The sequence below is a fragment of the Nocardia sp. CA-129566 genome, assembly GCF_050956075.1.
Taxonomy (GTDB): domain Bacteria; phylum Actinomycetota; class Actinomycetes; order Mycobacteriales; family Mycobacteriaceae; genus Nocardia.
This window is the reverse complement of the sequence record NZ_CP192085.1, coordinates 2,974,287-2,991,967: the sequence shown is the minus strand read 5'-3', so window position 1 is coordinate 2,991,967 and position 17,681 is coordinate 2,974,287. Positions and strand designations below refer to the sequence as shown.

The window sequence follows — 17,681 nt, the reverse complement described above, 5'->3', positions numbered from 1 at the left end:
ATTCGCGGGCAGATTCAGCTCGTCACAGACTGCGGCGGGCACTGAACCGATGGCGTCAGTAACCGGAGATCGCGGCCGCGATCTCCCTGCGCGAACCGACCCCGAGTTTGGCCAGAATGTTGGACACATGGGACTGAATTGTCCTGCGGGACAAGAACATTTGCGCGGCGATATCGGAGTTGGAGCAGCCTTCCGCCACCAGGGCGGCGACCTTGCGTTCGGTGTCGGTCAGTGCCGCGCGGCCGGTTTTGGGGCGGTTGCGTGGGCCGCGCACGCCGCGGCGAATTCCGTAGGGCCGCAGGCGGGCCACCGCACGCGCGATATCCCAGGATGCGCCGAGGGTGGTGTAGAGCCCGATGGCGGCGTCGAGCGCGCTGCGGGCATCGGCGTCGTGTCCGTCCGCGGCGAAGAGCGCGGCGGCGTTCTCGTAGGCCTGTGCCTCATTGAGTGGCCGGGTGGCCTGCCGAAATGCCGCCGCGGCAGACAGGAGGACCGCAGGCTCGCGATCGGCCAGACCTCGGCACAGCAGGGCGGTGCCGGTCCTGGCCGCCGTCGGCTGGCGCTGTGCCAGCTCCGCCGCGGCCGCGACCACCGAACGAGCCGCTTCCTCGTCACCGACATCGGCGGCCAGCCGGGCGATATCCGGGAAGATGTAATAGAGCGTCGCCGCGGTCAAGCCGTCGGACAGTGCCTTGTGCGCATCAATGAGCAGGTCGAGCGCTCCACGCGGATCCCCGCGTGTCTCGAGCATCAGCGCATTGATCCACGGATAGAACTGGCCGTAACTACTGCTGCCGAGTTGGTCGTTCGGTGTGGGGATATCGCCCGGATCCGGCAGAAAGGTGCCGCGGTGAATGCCGATCAGCGCGGACAGGCTCTGCAGGATCGGCGTGTAGCCGAAGGCATCGGGCACCGACTGGCCCGAAGTGCATTCGATGATTGCATCGTCCCAGCGTCCGTCCAGGACATAGAGCCGCGCCTTGGCGACCATATTCGCACTGAGATAGACGCCGTGGATCCGGCGACTGTGTCCGATCGCCTTGTGCAGCACCGCTTCCGCGTCGGCGATCCGATCGAGTTCGATCAAGCAGTGCGCGTAGAGCGCATAGGGATCGAACTGGTCGGAACCGAATCCGTTCTCGAAGACGGCCAGAATGCGGCCGCTCAGTTCCAATGCCTCGTCGAGATATCCCTGGACATAACGCACGGCCCCCACGGTCAACAGCCCATATCCGGTCACGAGGGGGTTGTCGGTGGCATCCCCGATCGCCAACGCCTGTGCACCGGCCGCCTCCGCCGCGTCGAACCGGCCGAGGTAGAAATTGTTCAAACCGCTCATCCCGTGAAACCGGCCCGCGTCCTCGTCCGTGAGGTTCGGTGTGGCCAGGGTCTTTTCGGCAACGGCAACGACTTCACGCAGGTCGCCGCGCGCATGGCAGGCCTGCATCAGCAACCACCGCAATTCGATATCGTCATCGGGACGGTTCAGCAGCGCCGTACGCACCAGGGCTTCGGCCTCGCCCGCGCGACCGTTCCACAACAGCGCTTGAGCGTGCAGCCGCAGCAGCATCGGACGCTTGCCGAGCTCCGCCGTGGCTGCCGTGCGTTGCAATAGCTGCACCGCGATCTCGGGCGCGCGCACAATCAACTTCTCGGCCACCGCGACCAGCCAGTCGAGCGTCCGCGAATCGAGTTCGTTTTCCCCCGCCAACAGGTAGTAGGCGATCCGCTCGATCGGTGCGTCGGTTGCCAGCAGGATCTGTCCGGCCCGGCGCAGCAATCCGGCTCGCAGCGAATCGGGCAGCTGATCGGCGAGGACCTGACGGATCAGATCGTGCCGGAAGACCAGCTCGGAGTCGGCACGGGTGAGCAGTCCACCGTCGGTCGCCTCGGTGACCACATTCCAGATTTCCAGGATCGGACTGTCCAGCACCGCGGCCAATTCCGCGACGTACACAGTCGGTCCGAGCGCCGCGGCCATCGGAAGTACTTGCCGCGCCGACCGGGACAGGAATTCCAGCCGCTGCGCAATCGCGCCCGCCAGCGACGCGGAGGGGCCCTCGGCCAGTTCGGTCGGATCGGCGGTATCGGCGACCACCGTGATCGCCGCATCGCGCAATAGCGAGGCCACCAATTCCGTTATGTAGAGCGGATTTCCGCCCGCTCCGAGCACCTGCCGCAGCAAGCCGGGCCCCGGAATCGCACCGACCATATGCCGAACCAGTTCCGCCGCAGCCGGTTCCGCAAGCGCGCCGAGCCGGATCATCGAGGCACGCCGCTCCACGAGTTCGGCCGTCAACGCAACGAATCCGGTGTCGCGAGGCAGCGGACGCGCCGCCAGCACCAGCAGCAGTGGCAAATCACCGAGCACACCACAGAGCCGGTTCAGCACCGCGAGACTCTGCCGATCCGCCCAGTGCACATCATCGATGATCAACGCGACCGGACCGGCGGCACACCAGGTATCGACCAAATCGAGGATCGCCTCGCTGATCGCGAATTCGTGCGTCGCCGCACCGTCGCCCGCTCGATCCCCACTGCGCAGTAGCGCCTTCACCGGATCGGAGCCACGATCGCTGTCCAGCCAGGAGCACACGGCCGCGAACGGCACCTGCCGCTGCAACTCCTTCGCGGCTCCCCGGCGCACGCTCAGACCGCCGGCCGTGTAACGAGCAACGGCCGCATCGAGGAGTGCGGTCTTGCCGATACCGGGCTCGCCCTCGACGAGCACCACCACCCCCTTCCCCGCAGCTACTCGCAGGCCTAGCGAGACGACACGCTCGACCTCGGCATCTCGACCGACGAATACGGAGGTAAGGGGACCCTGCACTCGGGAGATCCTATGCGCCCGCTTGACGTAACGCAGATCGCATATCCCCCGCTCAACGCCGATATCTCGTTGCCCGATGCGGATATTCCCACGGGCTATGACGGATGTTCCCGCTACGCGGCTGCCATAGGGTCGGCAATTGCGGCGGCTAGCCACCGGCAAACCGGCCGGGTACAGCGCATTAGATCGGCAGCCGAACAGAGGAGAACCGTTGCAGTCCGAGGCAGCCAGTCGGCACCCCGCACTCGCGGTGGTGCGTGGAATCACTCGCATCGGTGGTCATATCGCGCGGGAAGCGGTCACCCGTCCACAGGCGCTCCGTGCGGCCGATGTGCCGGTGACCGGTCGAGAATTGACCACCGATTGGCTGACCGCTGTGCTGTGCTACGACCACCCGGGTGCGGTGGTCAAGGCCTTCGAAACCACGGATAGGAGCAGCGGGACCTCGACACGGTGGAAGCTCACCGTTGGCTACAACGAGATCGGCCAGGTCGCGGGCCTGCCGGAAAACCTTTTCGCGAAGACCACCGCGGACTTCAAACAGCGGCTCACCCTCGACCTGGCCGACATACTGCACGGCGAACCGGGCTTCTTCAAACATCTACGCCCCAATCTGGAAATCGAGGCACCGCACGGCTATCACAGCGCCGTCAACAGCCGGTCGGGGCGCTCGATCTCCCTCCTCGAGGACGTCGTCAGCACCAAGGGCGCCAGCTTCTGCACGCCGGGCACCCCGATCGGACGCAAACGGATCGAAGATCTGCTGCGCACCATGGCGACCTGGCACGCCCGGTACTGGGACGACAAAGGGCTGCGGCTGCACGGGTGGCTCAAGGCACCGCGCTCGCATTTCGCCAATCTCGACCGGTTGACCGGCATGTCCAAGCGGGCGCGGGTCGGGGCCCGACGTGCGGCTTCGGTGATTCCGCAAGCCCTACCCGCCCAACATGATCGGCTGTACCGCGCACTGGAACGCTCGCTCGAGATCGCCAGCACCGGACCGCAGACCTTCCTGCACGGCGACAGCCATATCGGCAATACCTACGTCACCGCCGACGGCCGGATGGGGTTCACCGACTGGCAGGTCGTGCTGCGCGGCAGTTGGGCCTACGACTTCGCCTATGTGGTCACCTCAGGTCTGACGGTGGCCGATCGGCGGGCCTGGGAAGGCGAACTGCTCAGCGTCTACCTCGAGCGGCTGGCGGCCGGTGGCGCTGCGGCGCCCGATTTCGATACGGCCTGGCTGGCCTACCGGCAGCAGGCGCTGTATCCGTACTTCATCTGGCTGTCGACCATCGGTCACAGCGCTATCCAGCCCGAGTACCAGCCCGACGAGGTCTGCCTCGGCATTATCGAGCGCACCGCGATGGCCGTGCTCGACCTCGATGCCGCTGGCGCCGTCGAGGCGGCCGGATGAGCGGCCCTGGAGGTAGTTGATGCGCATTGTCAGCAATCGATGCCGCACCGTCGAATGCACCGTGACGACAGCGAGCCCCTGCGCCATCGATCTCGAGCCATCGGCAATCGGAACGCGCAGATGCTTCCACGACTGCCTGCTGCTGACGATCGGGGTGGACTGCGGCGACCGGGCGCTGGCGGGCACCGCGGTGCAACTCGTCAGGCGTATCGTCAGTGAATCCGATGCGGGGCCGATCGTCATCGATGGCTTCGCATGCCTGCCGGGACCCGGTGAAAGACACCGAACTCCAGCGGGATTCGATGTGCTCTCGGAACTGGCCGAGGCCCTAGACGTGCTGACCGAAGTCACCGAACGGCTAGAGGAACGCGGTGAGCAGGTTCATCTGATGCCGTTCGGCTGGTACAAGATGTGGCGCCTCGACCCGCTCGACGGGATCGGCACACAGCACATCATCCACATGTCGGCCAACGACGCCCGACAGTGCGAGCCGCGAATGCGTTGGCCCGGATCACGCTGTCACACCTTGGCGCACCCGGCACGGGCCGCTCGTGCCAGGACCGTATGCATACCTGATCGCGGCCGACGCTGATGCCGGAACCGGAACATGAAAATCCTCACTAGCCGCTGCCGCACCTTCGAATACACCGTCACCACCGCCAGCCCGGTCGCCATCGCGCTCGAACCGGCGGCGATCGGGGTGACGAACTCGTTTTCCGACTGCCTGCTGCTGATGGTCGGGGTGGAGCGCGGCGATGCATCGGCATCGAAGGCCGCCACCAAGATCGTGCGGCGCATCGCGTCCAAAACCGATGCGTCGCATATCGTCATCAACGGCTTCTCCCATCTGGCCACCCCCGGCGAACGGTCGGATGTTCCGACCGCGCTCACCGTGCTGACGAGTCTCGCCGAATCCCTGGAAGCCGGCGGTGTCCAGGTCCATCTCATGCCGTTCGGCTGGAACAAGCGCTGGCAGGCCGATGTACTCGACGGGGAATGGGAACAGCGAGTGGTCCACCTGCCGATGTGATCCACAGCCCTCCCCGCTGCTGGAAATCGCCACGATGAGCTGAGTACTACGCTGTCCGACCGTGGCCGAATATGTGGGTGGTGGCCGGGCGCACCACCGTAGGCCACTCGAATCACGGTGAGCGGAACCGCAACCTTGCTCCCAGGAATGGGGATGCTGCGAGATGATGCAGATTTCTCAGCAACGGTTCACTATTGATTGTGCCGTCAAATAGCGGCACAATAGACCTCATACAACCTGCATCCCCGGCACACCCACTACCGACCAAGTCCGGGCTCGGCGGGACGAAGGAGATATCGGTAACCATGAACCTCAAGTCGAAGAAGGTTGTCATAGCCGGTGCCGTCGCCGGTGCACTGGTGATCACCCCCGCCGCCATGGCGATTCAGTCGACCGTCGCGGCCCCTGGGAACCACAGCAACAGCAATGGCGGCGGCGCCCGCGGCGGCAGCTACGGTAACAGCACCAGCGGAGGCAACCGCCGCGTCGCCGATCAGGATCACTCCGCCTCCGGCAACAACAACTCGAGCCGGGGCTCCTACGAGAACAGCAACGACAGCGGGCGCTGGGTCTGGGTGCCCAGCGAAGGTAACAGCCGCTGACCCATTCCCTTTGCGGCTCTTCATATTACGAACGCGACCGCCGCCCCGGGAAGGGGCGGCGGTCGCATTCGTATGTGCACCGCAGCAGATGAATCGTCTCGGCATCTCACCACACCCCACTGCGCCGAGCAGCCAATTGCACCCCGCGAGTATCCATTTGCCCGCTCGACACAGCTCGATGCCCTTCCGGGTGGCGTGCGCGGAGTTGCACGACCATCCGAAAGGGCATCGGCGGTAATAAGTTTCGCGGCCGACCGACTCAGGTCAGGTTGCCGTCGACGCACAGGCTCGACGAGCGCCACGACGGTCCCGGCCGATTCAGACTCATATCGAAGGTCCAGTTCGAAATCGGCCCTGCCGCACGCCAATACAGCCCGCCGCGGCCATCCGCGATCGCCTCGTACATATCTTCGCGGCCTTCGATCAACTGACTGCCGACGCAGTAGTCCATGTAGTCGGTGCCCGGCTGCTGCGCACCCGGACTGAACTGACCGGCCGGATTGCCGTTGGTACCAGGGTTATACACGGTGCTGCGCCCCGCGGCCAGACCCTCACGGGACCAGCGTGCGAAGCCGAAGAAATCGGACTGACACCGGTAGTTCCAGCCGCCCGCGGAGATGAGCACACCCTGCGGATGACCGACACCGGCCCACAGGCAGCGCACGCCGATATCAGCATTGGCCGCAGGCGCCTCGGTGCCGATACCGAAGACGCCGACCCCCGCCGCGATCGCCGCGAGCATCGACAGTGCTCGGATCTGGTTGCGCCCCTTGGCTTTACGTGCCGGAGCGGGACATTCGGAAAGTCTGGCCGCGCGGTACTGTTCGCTGACGTTGATCATCGACGTCTCCTTCATCATTGTCTCGCCCGTCGGCCGACGTCGATCCGGGCCGACGGGAGGTGCTGATCCCGCTGTCTAATGTAACGCTATTCAACGGCACGTTGAATCAAGTATCACCACACATGGGAACGATGAAGGAGGAAAGCCTGGTCAGAGCATGCGGCAATGACAGAGCAGCCAGGTAAGAGATATGCGCGCCTCGGCGCGAGCCGTTTGCCTCAGATGTCCGGCAGCGCCTCGGCGAGTTCGCTGTCCTGCTCGAGATACCGCGCGATAAAGCGGTTCACCAGTTCGGCGCTCGCCTGTCCTGGGCGGACTCGAGTCTCGGCCGCCCGCGCGGCGAGTGCGGCCCTATCCGCAGCGGTGCGTTCGGAGCGCTGGTACGGCTCCCAGGCCGTCCGGTGGAACAGGTCGACGAAGCGGCGGGCGATCCGGTCACAGTCCGCCCGCAGCCGCTCCAACTCGCCGAGCAGGTCATCTACCGGAATGCCCGCGCCCTCCAGTTGGTCGAAGGTGCGGATCAGCTGCGGATCGGCGATGCGGTAGGTCGCGGCGTCGACCGGCTCGTACAGACCGGCCGAGACCACGCGGGCCAAGCCGTTGGGCACCTCCCGATAGCGCAGTTCGAGCTCGGTCGCCGCGATCGTGTCAATGGAGGGCGGCGCGCTGGACGGCGCCGCACCGGGCTCCGCGACGCCGAGGATGTCGCCGAGGTCATCGCCGCGGTCCCAGGCCTCGAGCAGCTCCCTGATCCCGTTGAGCTTGATCCCCCGGTCCAGCAGGCGGCTGATCGTCTGCACCCGATTGAGGTGATCAGGTCCGTAAAAGCCAGTGCGGCCCTTGACCTGCGGTGGGGGCAGGATGCCGCGCTCGGCGTAAACCCGCAGGCTGCGCACGGTCGTACCAGCCTCGCGCGCCAGCTCATCGATCGTGTACTCCACGTCCCCTGCCATATGTCTAGGAAACCACAAAGAAACATTACCCACAGGTAAGCATACGGCAGTGATGCCGGTCACCTATGATCTGCGAGGCCGCTGTCAAGTCCCGATGACATCGCAAACTATTCCCGCCGTTGGCAATTCGCTGTGCCGGATCCGGCGCCTGCGAGGCTTATCCTTCGGATATGACCGAAGCGCAGGCTTCTCGAATTACCGTGGCGGAGCGGGAACGGGCGCTGGAACAACTGTCGCACCATCTCGGCACGGGGCGACTGAGCTTGACCGAGTTCGACGAGCGCAGCGCCGTTGCCGCGGCGGCGACCACCAAGGGGCAATTGGCGGAATTGTTTGTGGATCTGCCGGGTGTCACCCCGGCCGCACCGCAGGTGCATACCGACAATCGACTGCGGCAGCTCTCGACAATCGCCGCGGTGATCGCGATCATCGCGGTCGTACTCGCCGTCGCGACCGGGAGCTGGCTGTGGTTGCTGGCGGGCACCGGTGTCGTCGTCGTATTCGTGGTCGAGCGGCTGCGCTGAGCGTCGGCCGCCCTACCACCTCGTACGCGGACGGACGTAGTTGGCCAGATCGACCAACCGGTAGCGGTGCCAGCGATCCGGCGCGGTTCGCGCCAGCGCCCGCAGACTCGTCTCGAGTCCGAGCCGCAGCCCCGCCTGGGTGAGCGGGAAACCCAGAATGGCCTGGCTCGATTTCCGCGGTCGGCCGCCGACGCGCAGCCACTCCATCGCAGCGCCTACCACGATGACCTGTAGTTGCAACGTGCGAGCGTCATCCGACAACGCCTCGAGCCGCGACGCGGCGGCGCAGATATCCGCCTCGGTGATATCGGCGATCGGTCGTGAGACCAACAGCAGGCAGCCGGTGGTGTGCGCGACGCCGTGATGACGTGACGCGGCGGGCACCTGATCGAGCACCGCGACGGCCTCGAGCAGTTGCCCGTCGGCCGCGAGGCGTCGGGCCAGCCCGAAGGCCGCGCTCACCACACCGTGGTTGGTCCGCCACACCGCCCGGTAGTGCTCCATCGCGGCCCGGTGCCAGCGCTCGGTATCGGCCGGAATATCGAGATGCTGCAATACGAGTTCCGCGGTGGCGGCCAGTGCCAGCTCCGGGCCGATCTCACCGGGCAGCATCGCGTGCACAGTTTCGAACTGCTGCCAAGCCCGGTCGTAGAGGCCGTCGAGCAACTCGGCGACGCCCTCGTACCATTCGATGCGCCAGTCCGCGCCGTAGTCAGGGCGCAGACCGGCCAGCTGTTGGCGGGCTATGGCCGTTTCCCCCAGGTCGAGATACGCGCGCACTGCCGTGAGCGGCCCCTCCAATTCGAACGATTCCGGTGCGACGATCGTGCCGGATCGGATGCGTTCATGGGCGCGGCGCAACGCGTCCAGCGCATGCCTCGGCTCACCGTGCAGCAGACTGGACAGCAGTTCGGCGCTCGGATCCGCGCTGTCGATCATTGGTGTCGGTAGCGCTGCCACGACATCGCCGACCGCGAGCATGGGCATCCGGGTCACCCCGTCGGTGATCCCGTCGGTCTGGCCGATGAGCGTATCGGTGCCGAAATCGTCTCGCATGGCACTGAATTCGACCGATGGCTGGGGATGTTCGAGACCGGTGTCGATGGCGAGCACCATCCGCAGCGCACCAGCGAGTTGGCAGTACATCGAGTACGCAGAGGGGAACCGGCGCTCGGGCTCCGGATCGGTGGCGCGCAACAGAATTCGGTACAGGCACGGGTAGCGCGCCAGCAGCGGATCCTCATCGGGCTCGGGTATGCCGCCGAGAAAGTGGCCGTCGCGGTCCCTCGGCAGATTCAGCGCAAGGGCGGCCAGAGTCCGGCCGACGGTGTAGACATCCGACACCACGGTGGGCCCGGTCTCGGTGATCTCGGGCGCCTGAAAGCCGGGCGTGCCATAGATGCTGCCGTAGGAGTCCATGGCGGCGACCGCACCCAGATCGATGAGTTTGACCTCGTGCTCGCTCACCATGATGTTGTCGGGCTTCAGATCGTTATAGGCCAATCCGAAGGAATGCAGATAGTCCAGCGCGGGCAGAATTTCCATTATGTACGCTATGGCCTCGACAACCGGAATACGCTCGTCGCCCCGGGTGTCGAGCAGCTTCTTCAGCGATTGCCCGCCGACATATTCCATGACGATATAGCCATCCGGAACATCGCGCGAGGACCGATGCTTGACGAAGTTGTAAATCTTCACAACGCCGGGGTGGGCAACTTCGGAAAGAAATTGCCGTTCGGCGAGGGCGACCACATGCGCCTCGAAGTCGAGCGGATTCTGTAATCCCTTCAGCACCACCCAGCGATCGCTCACATTGCGGTCGATGGCCAGATAGATCCAGCCGAGGCCGCCGTGCGCCAGCGATCCCTGGACCTCGTACTGGTCGGCCACCAGTTCCCCCGGCTGCAGGGCCGGCCGGAAGTTGAACGGCGATCCGCAGCGGCCGCATTCGCCGACCACCTCACCGGGCCCGGACGCGCTGCGGCGGCCCACCGGCTCCTGACACTTCCAACAGAACCGTTTCAGTTCGGGCACTTCGGGATTCGCGAGAATGGCACTGCGCGGATCGACTGGCGCCACCCGCGGCATCGGCACCAGACCGGCGCCGAGCCGACGCACGCTCGGCCGCGATCGGCCACTGCGTCCGGAACCGGGCTCGTCGAGTTCGTCGAGTTCGTCGAGTCCGACGATCGGACCGGAGACCGACTCGGAGGTATCCGTGATCGGCTGGGTCATACTCGCCTCGACCGGCGAACCCCGCGGCCCCGGCCCGGGCAGTGGGAGCCGTTGCGACGGAGTGCCTTCGGTACTGCGCGGGCGCGACCACGGATGTGGAAGACGTTGGGACGAATCGACTTTCGACATGCCCCTGGTCGCCCAGGGAAGCGGAGTTCGCCGCGGCACCTCGGTGCCACGCATCCGCCGATTCGCCCATGGGTGCGGCAGCGGATTCTCGGAGGGCCTGGCTTGCTCCGGCATGGGAACCTTTCGAGCCTGTTGAATCGGGGTCCCATTCTCTTCCGCCGTCCGCCGCCGTGCGCCTAACCTGTTCCCCGCAATGGGAATAGCTCCGCCCCGGACATGTTGTCCGGGGCGGAGATCGGTTTACTTGTCGTCGGGCTCGTCGAGGATGACGACCGCTTCACCATCGCGCGCACGTGGCGGCCGCTCGGCCAGCACCGGGAACTGACCGGTGATGCCCTCGCGTTCCTGAGCGACCTGCAGCACCCGCTTGCGGGCCAGGAACCAGCCGCCGACGAACGCCGGAACCACGACCACCGCCATGGCGATCACCGCACCGCGCTGCTCGATTTCGTGGCTGCATGCCATCAGCACGATCACCGTGACCAGGAATGCCAGCGTGGCGTAGCTGGTGTAGGGGGCACCGACCAGCCGGAACGACGGACGCTCGGCCAGCCCCTTCTTGGACCAGCGGAACAGCTGCAGCTGGCAGACCACGATCGCACCCCAGGCCGCAATGGTGCCGAGCGCGGACATGTTGAGCACGATCTCGAAGGCCTTGTCCGGCACCATCGCATTGAGCCCGACACCGACCAGCGCGATCGCACCGGTGGCGAGGATGCCGACGTAAGGCACACCGCCGCTGGACATCCGCGAGGCGATCTTCGGCGCACTGCCGTTCATCGACATCGAGCGCAGGATGCGGCCGGTCGAGTACAGACCCGCGTTGAGGCTGGAGAAGGCCGCGGTCAGCACCACCAGGTTCATGATCGAACCCGCACCGCCGACACCGAGCTTGGAGAAGAAGGTGACGAAGGGGCTCTCACCGGACTTGAAGGCGACGTAGGGCAGCAGCAGGCCGAGCAGCACCAGCGATCCGACGTAGAACAGCGCGATGCGGGCGATGACCGAGTTGATGGCCCGCGGCATGATCTTTTCCGGATTCTCCGCCTCACCGGCTGCGGTACCGATCAATTCCACTGCGGCGTAGGCGAATACGACACCGGTGGTGACGGTGACCAGCGGCAGCAGACCGGTCGGGAACAGACCGCCATTGTCGGAGATCACGCTGAAACCGGTGGTCTCACCGTCCACCTTGAATCGGCCCGCCAGGAAGATGGTGCCGATGACCAGGAACGCGACCAGCGCGACGACCTTGATCAGCGCGGCCCAGAACTCCAGCTCACCGAACCATTTCACCGAGATCAGGTTGATGCTGACCACGATGGCCAGCGCCACCAGCGCGATCAACCACTGCGGTATCGCCTCGGTGGCTCCCCAGAAGTGGACATAGGTGGCGATGGCGGTGATGTCTACGATGCCGGTCATGCACCAGTGGAAGAAGTACATCCACCCGACTGCGAAAGCCAGCTTCTCGCCATAGAACTCACGCGCGTAGGAAACGAACGATCCGGAGGACGGACGATGCAACACCAGCTCGCCCAGCGCCCGCAGGATGAAGAACACGAAAATGCCGCAGACCGCGTACACCAGGAACAGTCCGGGACCGGCAGTGTGCAACCGACCACCCGCACCCAGGAACAGTCCGGTTCCGATCGCGCCGCCGATCGCGATCATCTGCAGCTGGCGCGGGCGCAACGCCTTGTGATAGCCCGCATCCTCAGCATGCAGAGCGTCCGCGGGCGCCGACACTTCCGCGGAGGGTTGAACGGTTGTCATGGTGAAGCCTTTCACGTGACGGCGATCATATCGCTGCTTAATGTAACGCTATTCAACGGCACGTTCAATAGGGAGAGCGAAGTCGTAACGACGCGGAAACGAAGCGTTGCGTGCCCACCCGCTCTGAACTCGGGTTTTGCTTGATCGTGCCGCTGAATATCGGTACGCTAGATACGTTTTCGGCTGATGGAGCGCGCACATGGCATGGTTCGAACGGGAGTTCATCGCGGTCCCCGAAGACCGGAAGAACCAACTGGTGTACAAGTGGCCCGATGTCAACATCCGGCGCTACAGCCGGGCCATCGTCAATGCCGACGAGATCGCCCTGTTCGTCAAGTCAGGGCAAGTCGTGGCCGCGATGGGGCCCGGACGCCATCGGATCGATGCCGATGAGCTGCCGGTCCTCGGCGCGCTCGTGGATACGCTGACCGGCAACAACTTCTACCGCGCCGAGCTGTACTTCGTCTCCACCCGTGAGTTTCCCGGCATCAAGTTCGGCGGCCGCCTGGCCGATATCGCCGATCCGGTGAGCGAGCAGGTCGTGACGCTGCGGGTCTTCGGCGAATTCGCACTGTCGGTACGTGATCCGGCCGAACTGGTCACCTCACTGGCGGGCACCACCGACCTGAGCGTCCCGGCGACGGTGGAGTCCTGGAGCTCGGACCTGCTGCTGAAGTCCATGAAAGTCGCTGTCACACAGGGCATTTCCCGGGGCGACTGGCCGGTGCTCGGCCTGTCCGGACAGTTGGAGCCGATCGAGGCCGCCGTAGTGCGCCAGACCAATCTGACACTCTACGAATACGGCCTGCGCATCCCGCGCCTGGGCAACTTCGATATCACCCTGGCACCGGAGGATGCCGAGCGCATCAAGCGACTTGCCAAGGACGTCACCTACATTCGCCTAGCCGGTGACTTCCAGCGTTATGCCGCAGGGGAATTGGCGCTCGGCGCCGGCCATGGCTTCGCTCATGGCCATGGGGGCGGAGACGGATTCCTCGGCGCCGCACTGGGTTTGAACGCCATCCAACAGCAAGCCCCGGCCAACCCCTGGCAACGGCAGGCGATTCCCGCTGCCACACAGCCGGTATGCGCCGGATGCGGAGCCAACAATCCCGCTGAGGCGCGCTTCTGCATGAACTGCGGCGACTCCCTGGCCCCCCGCCCACGTCACTGCACCGAATGCGGAGCCGACCTAACCCCCACAGCCAAGTTCTGCGGCAACTGCGGCACCCCAGCCACCACCTGACCCGACTCCGCTGGATCTCGCCGAGACGGCCCGCCCCCCACATCGGCTGCTGACGCAAATCTTCGGAGCTCGCGCATACCTGCGACGCAGTCGCATATCGACTGTCCGCGCAACACGCCGGTCCGAAAACCAAAAGCTATGCGCGAGCCAAGATTCAGTTGCTGCGGCTCCCACTTCGATCAGTGTGGTCGAGCCGTTCCTGACGACGAACTCAGCCCCGAGCAGCGCACGTGGCGCGATACCATCGAGGCGGCGCTGCACCTCGACCAAGACACGAAAGCCACGATCAACGCCAGGATGAACCGTCGCCGGACTCGTGCAGGTGAGTACCTGCGATGCCGAGTACATCGCGTCTTTGTCATCCTCGCCGATGGCAGCAATTCCGTGCCCGTCGACATCGATCATCCTCGCGGGGCTCGCGCTTTCGACACCACCGGATCGCCGTGCATCGTGGCCACTTACTTTGCGAGCCGGTACCTCAGTGCCTTACTCGGCAGCACATCGCGCGACAGGTAGTCGACCGCGCAGGACAGGACCAGCAGCCGGTTCACACGTTTGTCGTGGATGTCGACATGGCAGTAGTGGAACGATCCGCGGTGCCGAATTTCGAATCCGGCGGACTCCGCGCTGCGGTATTGCAGTCGGTCGCCGACCAGTTGGAATGGCCACCACAGGGTCTCTTGGCTGCCCTCTTGCGCGACTCCACGAAGGAGCCTCCTGTTGTGCAAGCCGGCGGCACCGGCACGTTTTCCGGGCAATCCACCCAAGCCGTACTGGTCGAAAATGCGATTTTTTCGCATACCTGCGCGATCATCTCTGATTTCCCCGATGCAAATCCCGTCACGGCCCTGCGCAAAGCCGCGCGAGACGACCCCCACGGGGATACGCGGGTTCTTACCGACCGTCACTTCGAAAACAATGTGGCCATCGGCATCCCCGATTGCGCGTAGCAAGGCGATCTGCGTGGGCCGCTTCCGCCGGACCAGGCTACCGAAACCGAAGGGTTCGTACACGCCGAATACCGTCGCTTTGCCTCGCTCCAGATGAGCCCACAGCGTGAAACTTGACAGCTGGTCGAGCATGCGCCTCTCCTGCACAATTCCTCAGCGAATCCTTACACCGAGGGCAACAGCGCGATTCGCGCCGAACCCGCCTCGGCGTTCCAACTCTTGTCCTTCTCGAATTCGAAACCGTGCTGTTCTACCTGGTCGATGAGGCTCCCGACGTCCAGCGGCGATGCCGCGGAGGCGACAACTTGCTGCAGGGTCTGCTGAATCTTTTCGACCTCGTCATCGATGTTCTCGAAAATATCGATGATGTCGTTGACCCCCTGCACTATCTCTCTGACAACCTTGTATATTTCGTAGCCCTTGTAAGCGGTCCAGGCGGCAGCGGCAGCATCGGCGAGCGGATCCTCCGGCCCCAGCCCTACGATTTCGATGGCGGCATCGCCTGCCAGCATTTCGCCGACCTTCTTGATCAGCTTGTTTATTGCCAAATTGAACAATGCATTGATACCGGCAATCGCTGCCTTCGCCAGTTCGATGATTGCGTGATAGCCGTCTTCGTATGCCTTGGAAACAACCTTGGCAGCGTCACCTATCCCACCGATACCCATCGTCCACTTGAACATGTACGAATCGAATGCGGTGGCCGTCACTCCCTGCCACTCACTGCCCAGCTTCCACGACCCTTTGCGCAACGTACCCGCTACCACATAGCAGCCATCGCCCAATGTGTCATAGGCGCCGTGCAGGTAGAACAGCCGATCCCAGTCCCCCAGCAGCGGCTTCAGTAGCTGATCCCGGAGATCGTTTCCCGTGATCGCTTTGTAGACGGATTCAGCCGCGGCGGCGTAGTTGAATTTTCCGGTGATGGTTGCCAGGTTGCTGATGATGCCGCTGTCCGGCGGATCGGGCGGTTGCACCAGCTTGAAATCCTCGTTCTCTACGCTGAAATCGCCAACGAGACTTCCACCAGGTAGCGACGAGATATCCGGAAACCCGGGCAGCGCGTCGGGATAGATCTTCTGCAGATCTGCTGCGTTCTGCTCATCTTGCGTCCGCAACTGGGTGTTCACCGTCGAGACCTTGTCGGTGATCACACCCATGCCGCGCTGGCACTGTGAGAGCTTGCCGCTGAAGTGCTGGGCGACCTCCGGGACGTAGGGTTGTAACTTCGACAGCAGCGCAGTCAGCCCGTCGGTCTCCGAGCACTCCTTGCCGGTCCAGGTGACCATTGCGGCGAAATGGTCGGTTTGGGCGGATACCAGCTTGTTGAATGCCTCGAAGTCGGTACTGGGCGGCACCACCAGCACATCGGCCACGGATCCCCCCTTGGAGTCGAAATACGATCCGGCACAGGTTATCCGACGATGGTGTGGTCCGCGCGTGGGCCTGCACTACGATCGGTCGGACGGGCGACGCGCTGGGAGTTTTCGTGGAACAGTTCAATATCGACGCCGTACTTGCCACCATTGACCGGAAAGAGGCGGAGCTCGCGGCGGCGAGCCGACAGATATCGTCGATTTCGGCGACAGCGCGATCCGGCGACGGCTTGGTCGAGGTCACCGTCGGCGGCACCGGAACCGTGAAAGCGGTTCACCTGGCTCCGGAAACATTCCGCCGCAGCAGTCCGCAGTACCTCGGCGGATCCATTGTCGAGGCCACCCGGCGGGCTGCTGAGCAGGCAAATCGGGTGAGGCAGCAGGCTATGGCGCCGATCGCGGCCGCGCACCGGGAACTGACCGAAGGATTGGCTCCGGCGCGCGCATCCCGACCGCCTGCTGCCGCCCAACCCATGGATTCGACTGTCGATGCGGCATCGACGGACCGACTCGTCCGAATCAGCGTAAATCCACTGGGATTCGTGACCGCCGTTGATATCTCGCCGAACGCATTCCGCGCCAGCACCCCAGCCCGCTTGGCCGCCGCAATCACGGAGGCCGCCCAACGGGCCGCCCGCCAACTGTTCGAATCGCGTTCTGCCGCAATCGAACCCTATCTCGAGGAGAGCATGGACGCTCCGGAAGCACCGGATCTGAAAGCGCTCTATCCGATCCCCGCAGCGGTGCAAACCCAGCCGCCGGTCGCAGCCGAACCGCCCACACCGGCTGCTCCGCCCAAGCTGCCACAGCCGGGACCGTCGGGTTCCACACCCGGACATGTCATCCCGGGAACCCGCAGACCCAATCGCGACCAGGTGTTCATACCCGACGAACCTGATGATGACGACCTGTACTTCCAACAGCACCACCAAAACGGATGGCTTCGGTAGCCCCGCCGGATCCAAGATCAGTCCGCGAAGCTCGACGGGGATCGCAAGACCAGCACTCACGTCCATTGGGTAGTGCGGGCAGTCGACCAATCCGGGCTGGACGAAGGCACCACCGTCACGATCGAGGGTATGGCCGTGACTCCGCTCGGCGACATGGACGTCAGGTCGCCGGAGGAAGTTGCCAGTGCCTCGGTGCGCCTGTAGGGCGTACGCACAGTTGCCGACAGGCGGCTCGCTGCTGCTATCGATCACGATTCCGCCGGCACCGAGCCGTGTCCGGCCGTGCAATCCCTGGTCACCGTTGCCGCGGTCCTGGCTCTGCTCCCTACCGTCGAGTGACGTGTGGCCACCTGCTGAGTGCACACCGTCGGTAGTTCGAATCTCAACGCATGCGGCGAAACACCGAGATCTGGAACGAATCTGCCGCAGCAAACCAAAATCTTCCCCTGCCCAGGACTATAGGCTTCCGAGCTCGCACATCTTTGACACCCGTCGCACATCGACTCTCCGCACGACACGCCGGTCCGAAATCCAGAAACTCTGCGCGAGACCGCCCGCGACCGACCCACCGGACGTCGCTGGCGATTGCGTCGGGTTGAATGGGGGAACGCGTGGGAGTGCGGTCCACCCGATCAACGGTTCACTTTCGCCGATGTCCATGTGGCGATGCAGTTGCACCGCGAGCACGACTGCGCCCGCATGCAGGCCGAATTCGATGCGCCGGTCGCTGCCGGGCACACACCTCCGATTCAGCACGGCGACACCGACTCTGGGGCAAACCCTGGTGAATGAACCGCTCGAGGAGCGCGGACGATCGTGACG

Annotated in this window: 14 protein-coding genes; 7 read left to right on the top strand and 7 right to left on the bottom strand. The window is 64.5% G+C overall.

What is annotated here, in order from left to right; all coding sequences use genetic code 11:
* Nucleotides 1-55: 55 nt before the first annotated feature.
* A complete protein-coding gene (locus ACQP0C_RS13045) occupies nucleotides 56-2,830 on the bottom strand; it encodes a helix-turn-helix transcriptional regulator (protein WP_433733181.1) in 2,775 nt (924 codons plus the stop codon).
* A gap of 211 nt (nucleotides 2,831-3,041) precedes the next feature.
* Here ACQP0C_RS13045 and ACQP0C_RS13040 point away from each other — a divergent pair, with 211 nt between their 5' ends.
* The 4 genes from ACQP0C_RS13040 (at nucleotide 3,042) to ACQP0C_RS13025 (ending at nucleotide 5,879) form a co-directional block, all read left to right on the top strand.
* Nucleotides 3,042-4,247 (top strand): phosphotransferase, encoded by a 1,206-nt coding sequence (locus ACQP0C_RS13040; RefSeq protein ID WP_433733180.1) that lies wholly within the window; start codon nucleotides 3,042-3,044, stop codon nucleotides 4,245-4,247.
* Between the two features lie 61 nt (nucleotides 4,248-4,308).
* Nucleotides 4,309-4,839 (top strand): hypothetical protein, encoded by a 531-nt coding sequence (locus ACQP0C_RS13035; protein WP_433733179.1) that lies wholly within the window; start codon nucleotides 4,309-4,311, stop codon nucleotides 4,837-4,839.
* Nucleotides 4,840-4,854: 15 nt separating this feature from the next.
* Nucleotides 4,855-5,277 (top strand): threonyl-tRNA synthetase editing domain-containing protein, encoded by a 423-nt coding sequence (locus ACQP0C_RS13030; RefSeq protein WP_433733178.1) that lies wholly within the window; start codon nucleotides 4,855-4,857, stop codon nucleotides 5,275-5,277.
* A 305-nt stretch (nucleotides 5,278-5,582) separates the two neighbouring features.
* The gene (locus tag ACQP0C_RS13025; protein WP_433733177.1) at nucleotides 5,583-5,879 is read left to right on the top strand and encodes a hypothetical protein; all 297 of its coding nucleotides are present in this window, start codon (nucleotides 5,583-5,585) and stop codon (nucleotides 5,877-5,879) included.
* 259 nt (nucleotides 5,880-6,138) lie between these two features.
* Here the strand turns inward: ACQP0C_RS13025 and ACQP0C_RS13020 are convergent, their stop codons facing one another.
* Together ACQP0C_RS13020 and ACQP0C_RS13015 are read right to left on the bottom strand one after the other, a co-directional pair.
* Complete coding sequence (locus ACQP0C_RS13020) at nucleotides 6,139-6,720, bottom strand: hypothetical protein (protein ID WP_433733176.1); 582 nt, start codon at nucleotides 6,718-6,720, stop codon at nucleotides 6,139-6,141.
* Between the two features lie 218 nt (nucleotides 6,721-6,938).
* Nucleotides 6,939-7,673, bottom strand: coding sequence for a MerR family transcriptional regulator (locus ACQP0C_RS13015; protein WP_433733175.1), 735 nt, complete (start codon nucleotides 7,671-7,673; stop codon nucleotides 6,939-6,941).
* A gap of 170 nt (nucleotides 7,674-7,843) precedes the next feature.
* Between ACQP0C_RS13015 and ACQP0C_RS13010 the strand changes: the two genes are divergently transcribed.
* Nucleotides 7,844-8,197 carry a DUF1707 SHOCT-like domain-containing protein gene (locus tag ACQP0C_RS13010; RefSeq protein ID WP_433733174.1) on the top strand — a complete coding sequence of 118 codons (354 nt, stop codon included), beginning with the start codon at nucleotides 7,844-7,846 and terminating at the stop codon, nucleotides 8,195-8,197.
* A 12-nt stretch (nucleotides 8,198-8,209) separates the two neighbouring features.
* On the opposite strand, the gene ACQP0C_RS13005 is transcribed toward ACQP0C_RS13010, so the two are convergent.
* Together ACQP0C_RS13005 and ACQP0C_RS13000 are read right to left on the bottom strand one after the other, a co-directional pair.
* The gene (locus ACQP0C_RS13005) at nucleotides 8,210-10,432 is read right to left on the bottom strand and encodes a tetratricopeptide repeat protein (protein WP_433733173.1); all 2,223 of its coding nucleotides are present in this window, start codon (nucleotides 10,430-10,432) and stop codon (nucleotides 8,210-8,212) included.
* Nucleotides 10,433-10,801: 369 nt separating this feature from the next.
* Nucleotides 10,802-12,337, bottom strand: coding sequence for an amino acid permease (locus ACQP0C_RS13000; RefSeq protein WP_433733172.1), 1,536 nt, complete (start codon nucleotides 12,335-12,337; stop codon nucleotides 10,802-10,804).
* A gap of 199 nt (nucleotides 12,338-12,536) precedes the next feature.
* Here ACQP0C_RS13000 and ACQP0C_RS12995 point away from each other — a divergent pair, with 199 nt between their 5' ends.
* A complete protein-coding gene (locus ACQP0C_RS12995) occupies nucleotides 12,537-13,583 on the top strand; it encodes an SPFH domain-containing protein (protein ID WP_433733171.1) in 1,047 nt (348 codons plus the stop codon).
* Nucleotides 13,584-14,041: 458 nt separating this feature from the next.
* Here ACQP0C_RS12995 and ACQP0C_RS12990 read toward each other — a convergent pair whose 3' ends face one another.
* Both ACQP0C_RS12990 and ACQP0C_RS12985 read right to left on the bottom strand, forming a co-directional pair.
* The gene (locus tag ACQP0C_RS12990; protein ID WP_433733170.1) at nucleotides 14,042-14,665 is read right to left on the bottom strand and encodes a hypothetical protein; all 624 of its coding nucleotides are present in this window, start codon (nucleotides 14,663-14,665) and stop codon (nucleotides 14,042-14,044) included.
* Between the two features lie 32 nt (nucleotides 14,666-14,697).
* Nucleotides 14,698-15,909: a hypothetical protein gene (locus ACQP0C_RS12985; RefSeq protein WP_433733169.1), complete on the bottom strand. Its 1,212-nt coding sequence runs from the start codon at nucleotides 15,907-15,909 to the stop codon at nucleotides 14,698-14,700.
* Between the two features lie 113 nt (nucleotides 15,910-16,022).
* Between ACQP0C_RS12985 and ACQP0C_RS12980 the strand changes: the two genes are divergently transcribed.
* On the top strand, nucleotides 16,023-16,859 hold the full coding sequence (locus ACQP0C_RS12980) for a YbaB/EbfC family nucleoid-associated protein (RefSeq protein WP_433733168.1): 837 nt from the start codon (nucleotides 16,023-16,025) through the stop codon (nucleotides 16,857-16,859).
* The last annotated feature ends 822 nt before the right edge of the window (nucleotides 16,860-17,681 follow it).

Coding starts and splice junctions, on each gene's coding strand:
- ACQP0C_RS13030 (WP_433733178.1), top strand. CDS start 4,855: ATGAAAATCCTCACTAGCCGCTGCCGCACCTTCGAATACACCGTCACC.
- ACQP0C_RS13025 (WP_433733177.1), top strand. CDS start 5,583: ATGAACCTCAAGTCGAAGAAGGTTGTCATAGCCGGTGCCGTCGCCGGT.
- ACQP0C_RS13020 (WP_433733176.1), bottom strand. CDS start 6,720: ATGATCAACGTCAGCGAACAGTACCGCGCGGCCAGACTTTCCGAATGT.
- ACQP0C_RS13015 (WP_433733175.1), bottom strand. CDS start 7,673: ATGGCAGGGGACGTGGAGTACACGATCGATGAGCTGGCGCGCGAGGCT.
- ACQP0C_RS13010 (WP_433733174.1), top strand. CDS start 7,844: ATGACCGAAGCGCAGGCTTCTCGAATTACCGTGGCGGAGCGGGAACGG.
- ACQP0C_RS13005 (WP_433733173.1), bottom strand. CDS start 10,432: ATGACCCAGCCGATCACGGATACCTCCGAGTCGGTCTCCGGTCCGATC.
- ACQP0C_RS13000 (WP_433733172.1), bottom strand. CDS start 12,337: ATGACAACCGTTCAACCCTCCGCGGAAGTGTCGGCGCCCGCGGACGCT.
- ACQP0C_RS12995 (WP_433733171.1), top strand. CDS start 12,537: ATGGCATGGTTCGAACGGGAGTTCATCGCGGTCCCCGAAGACCGGAAG.
- ACQP0C_RS12990 (WP_433733170.1), bottom strand. CDS start 14,665: ATGCTCGACCAGCTGTCAAGTTTCACGCTGTGGGCTCATCTGGAGCGA.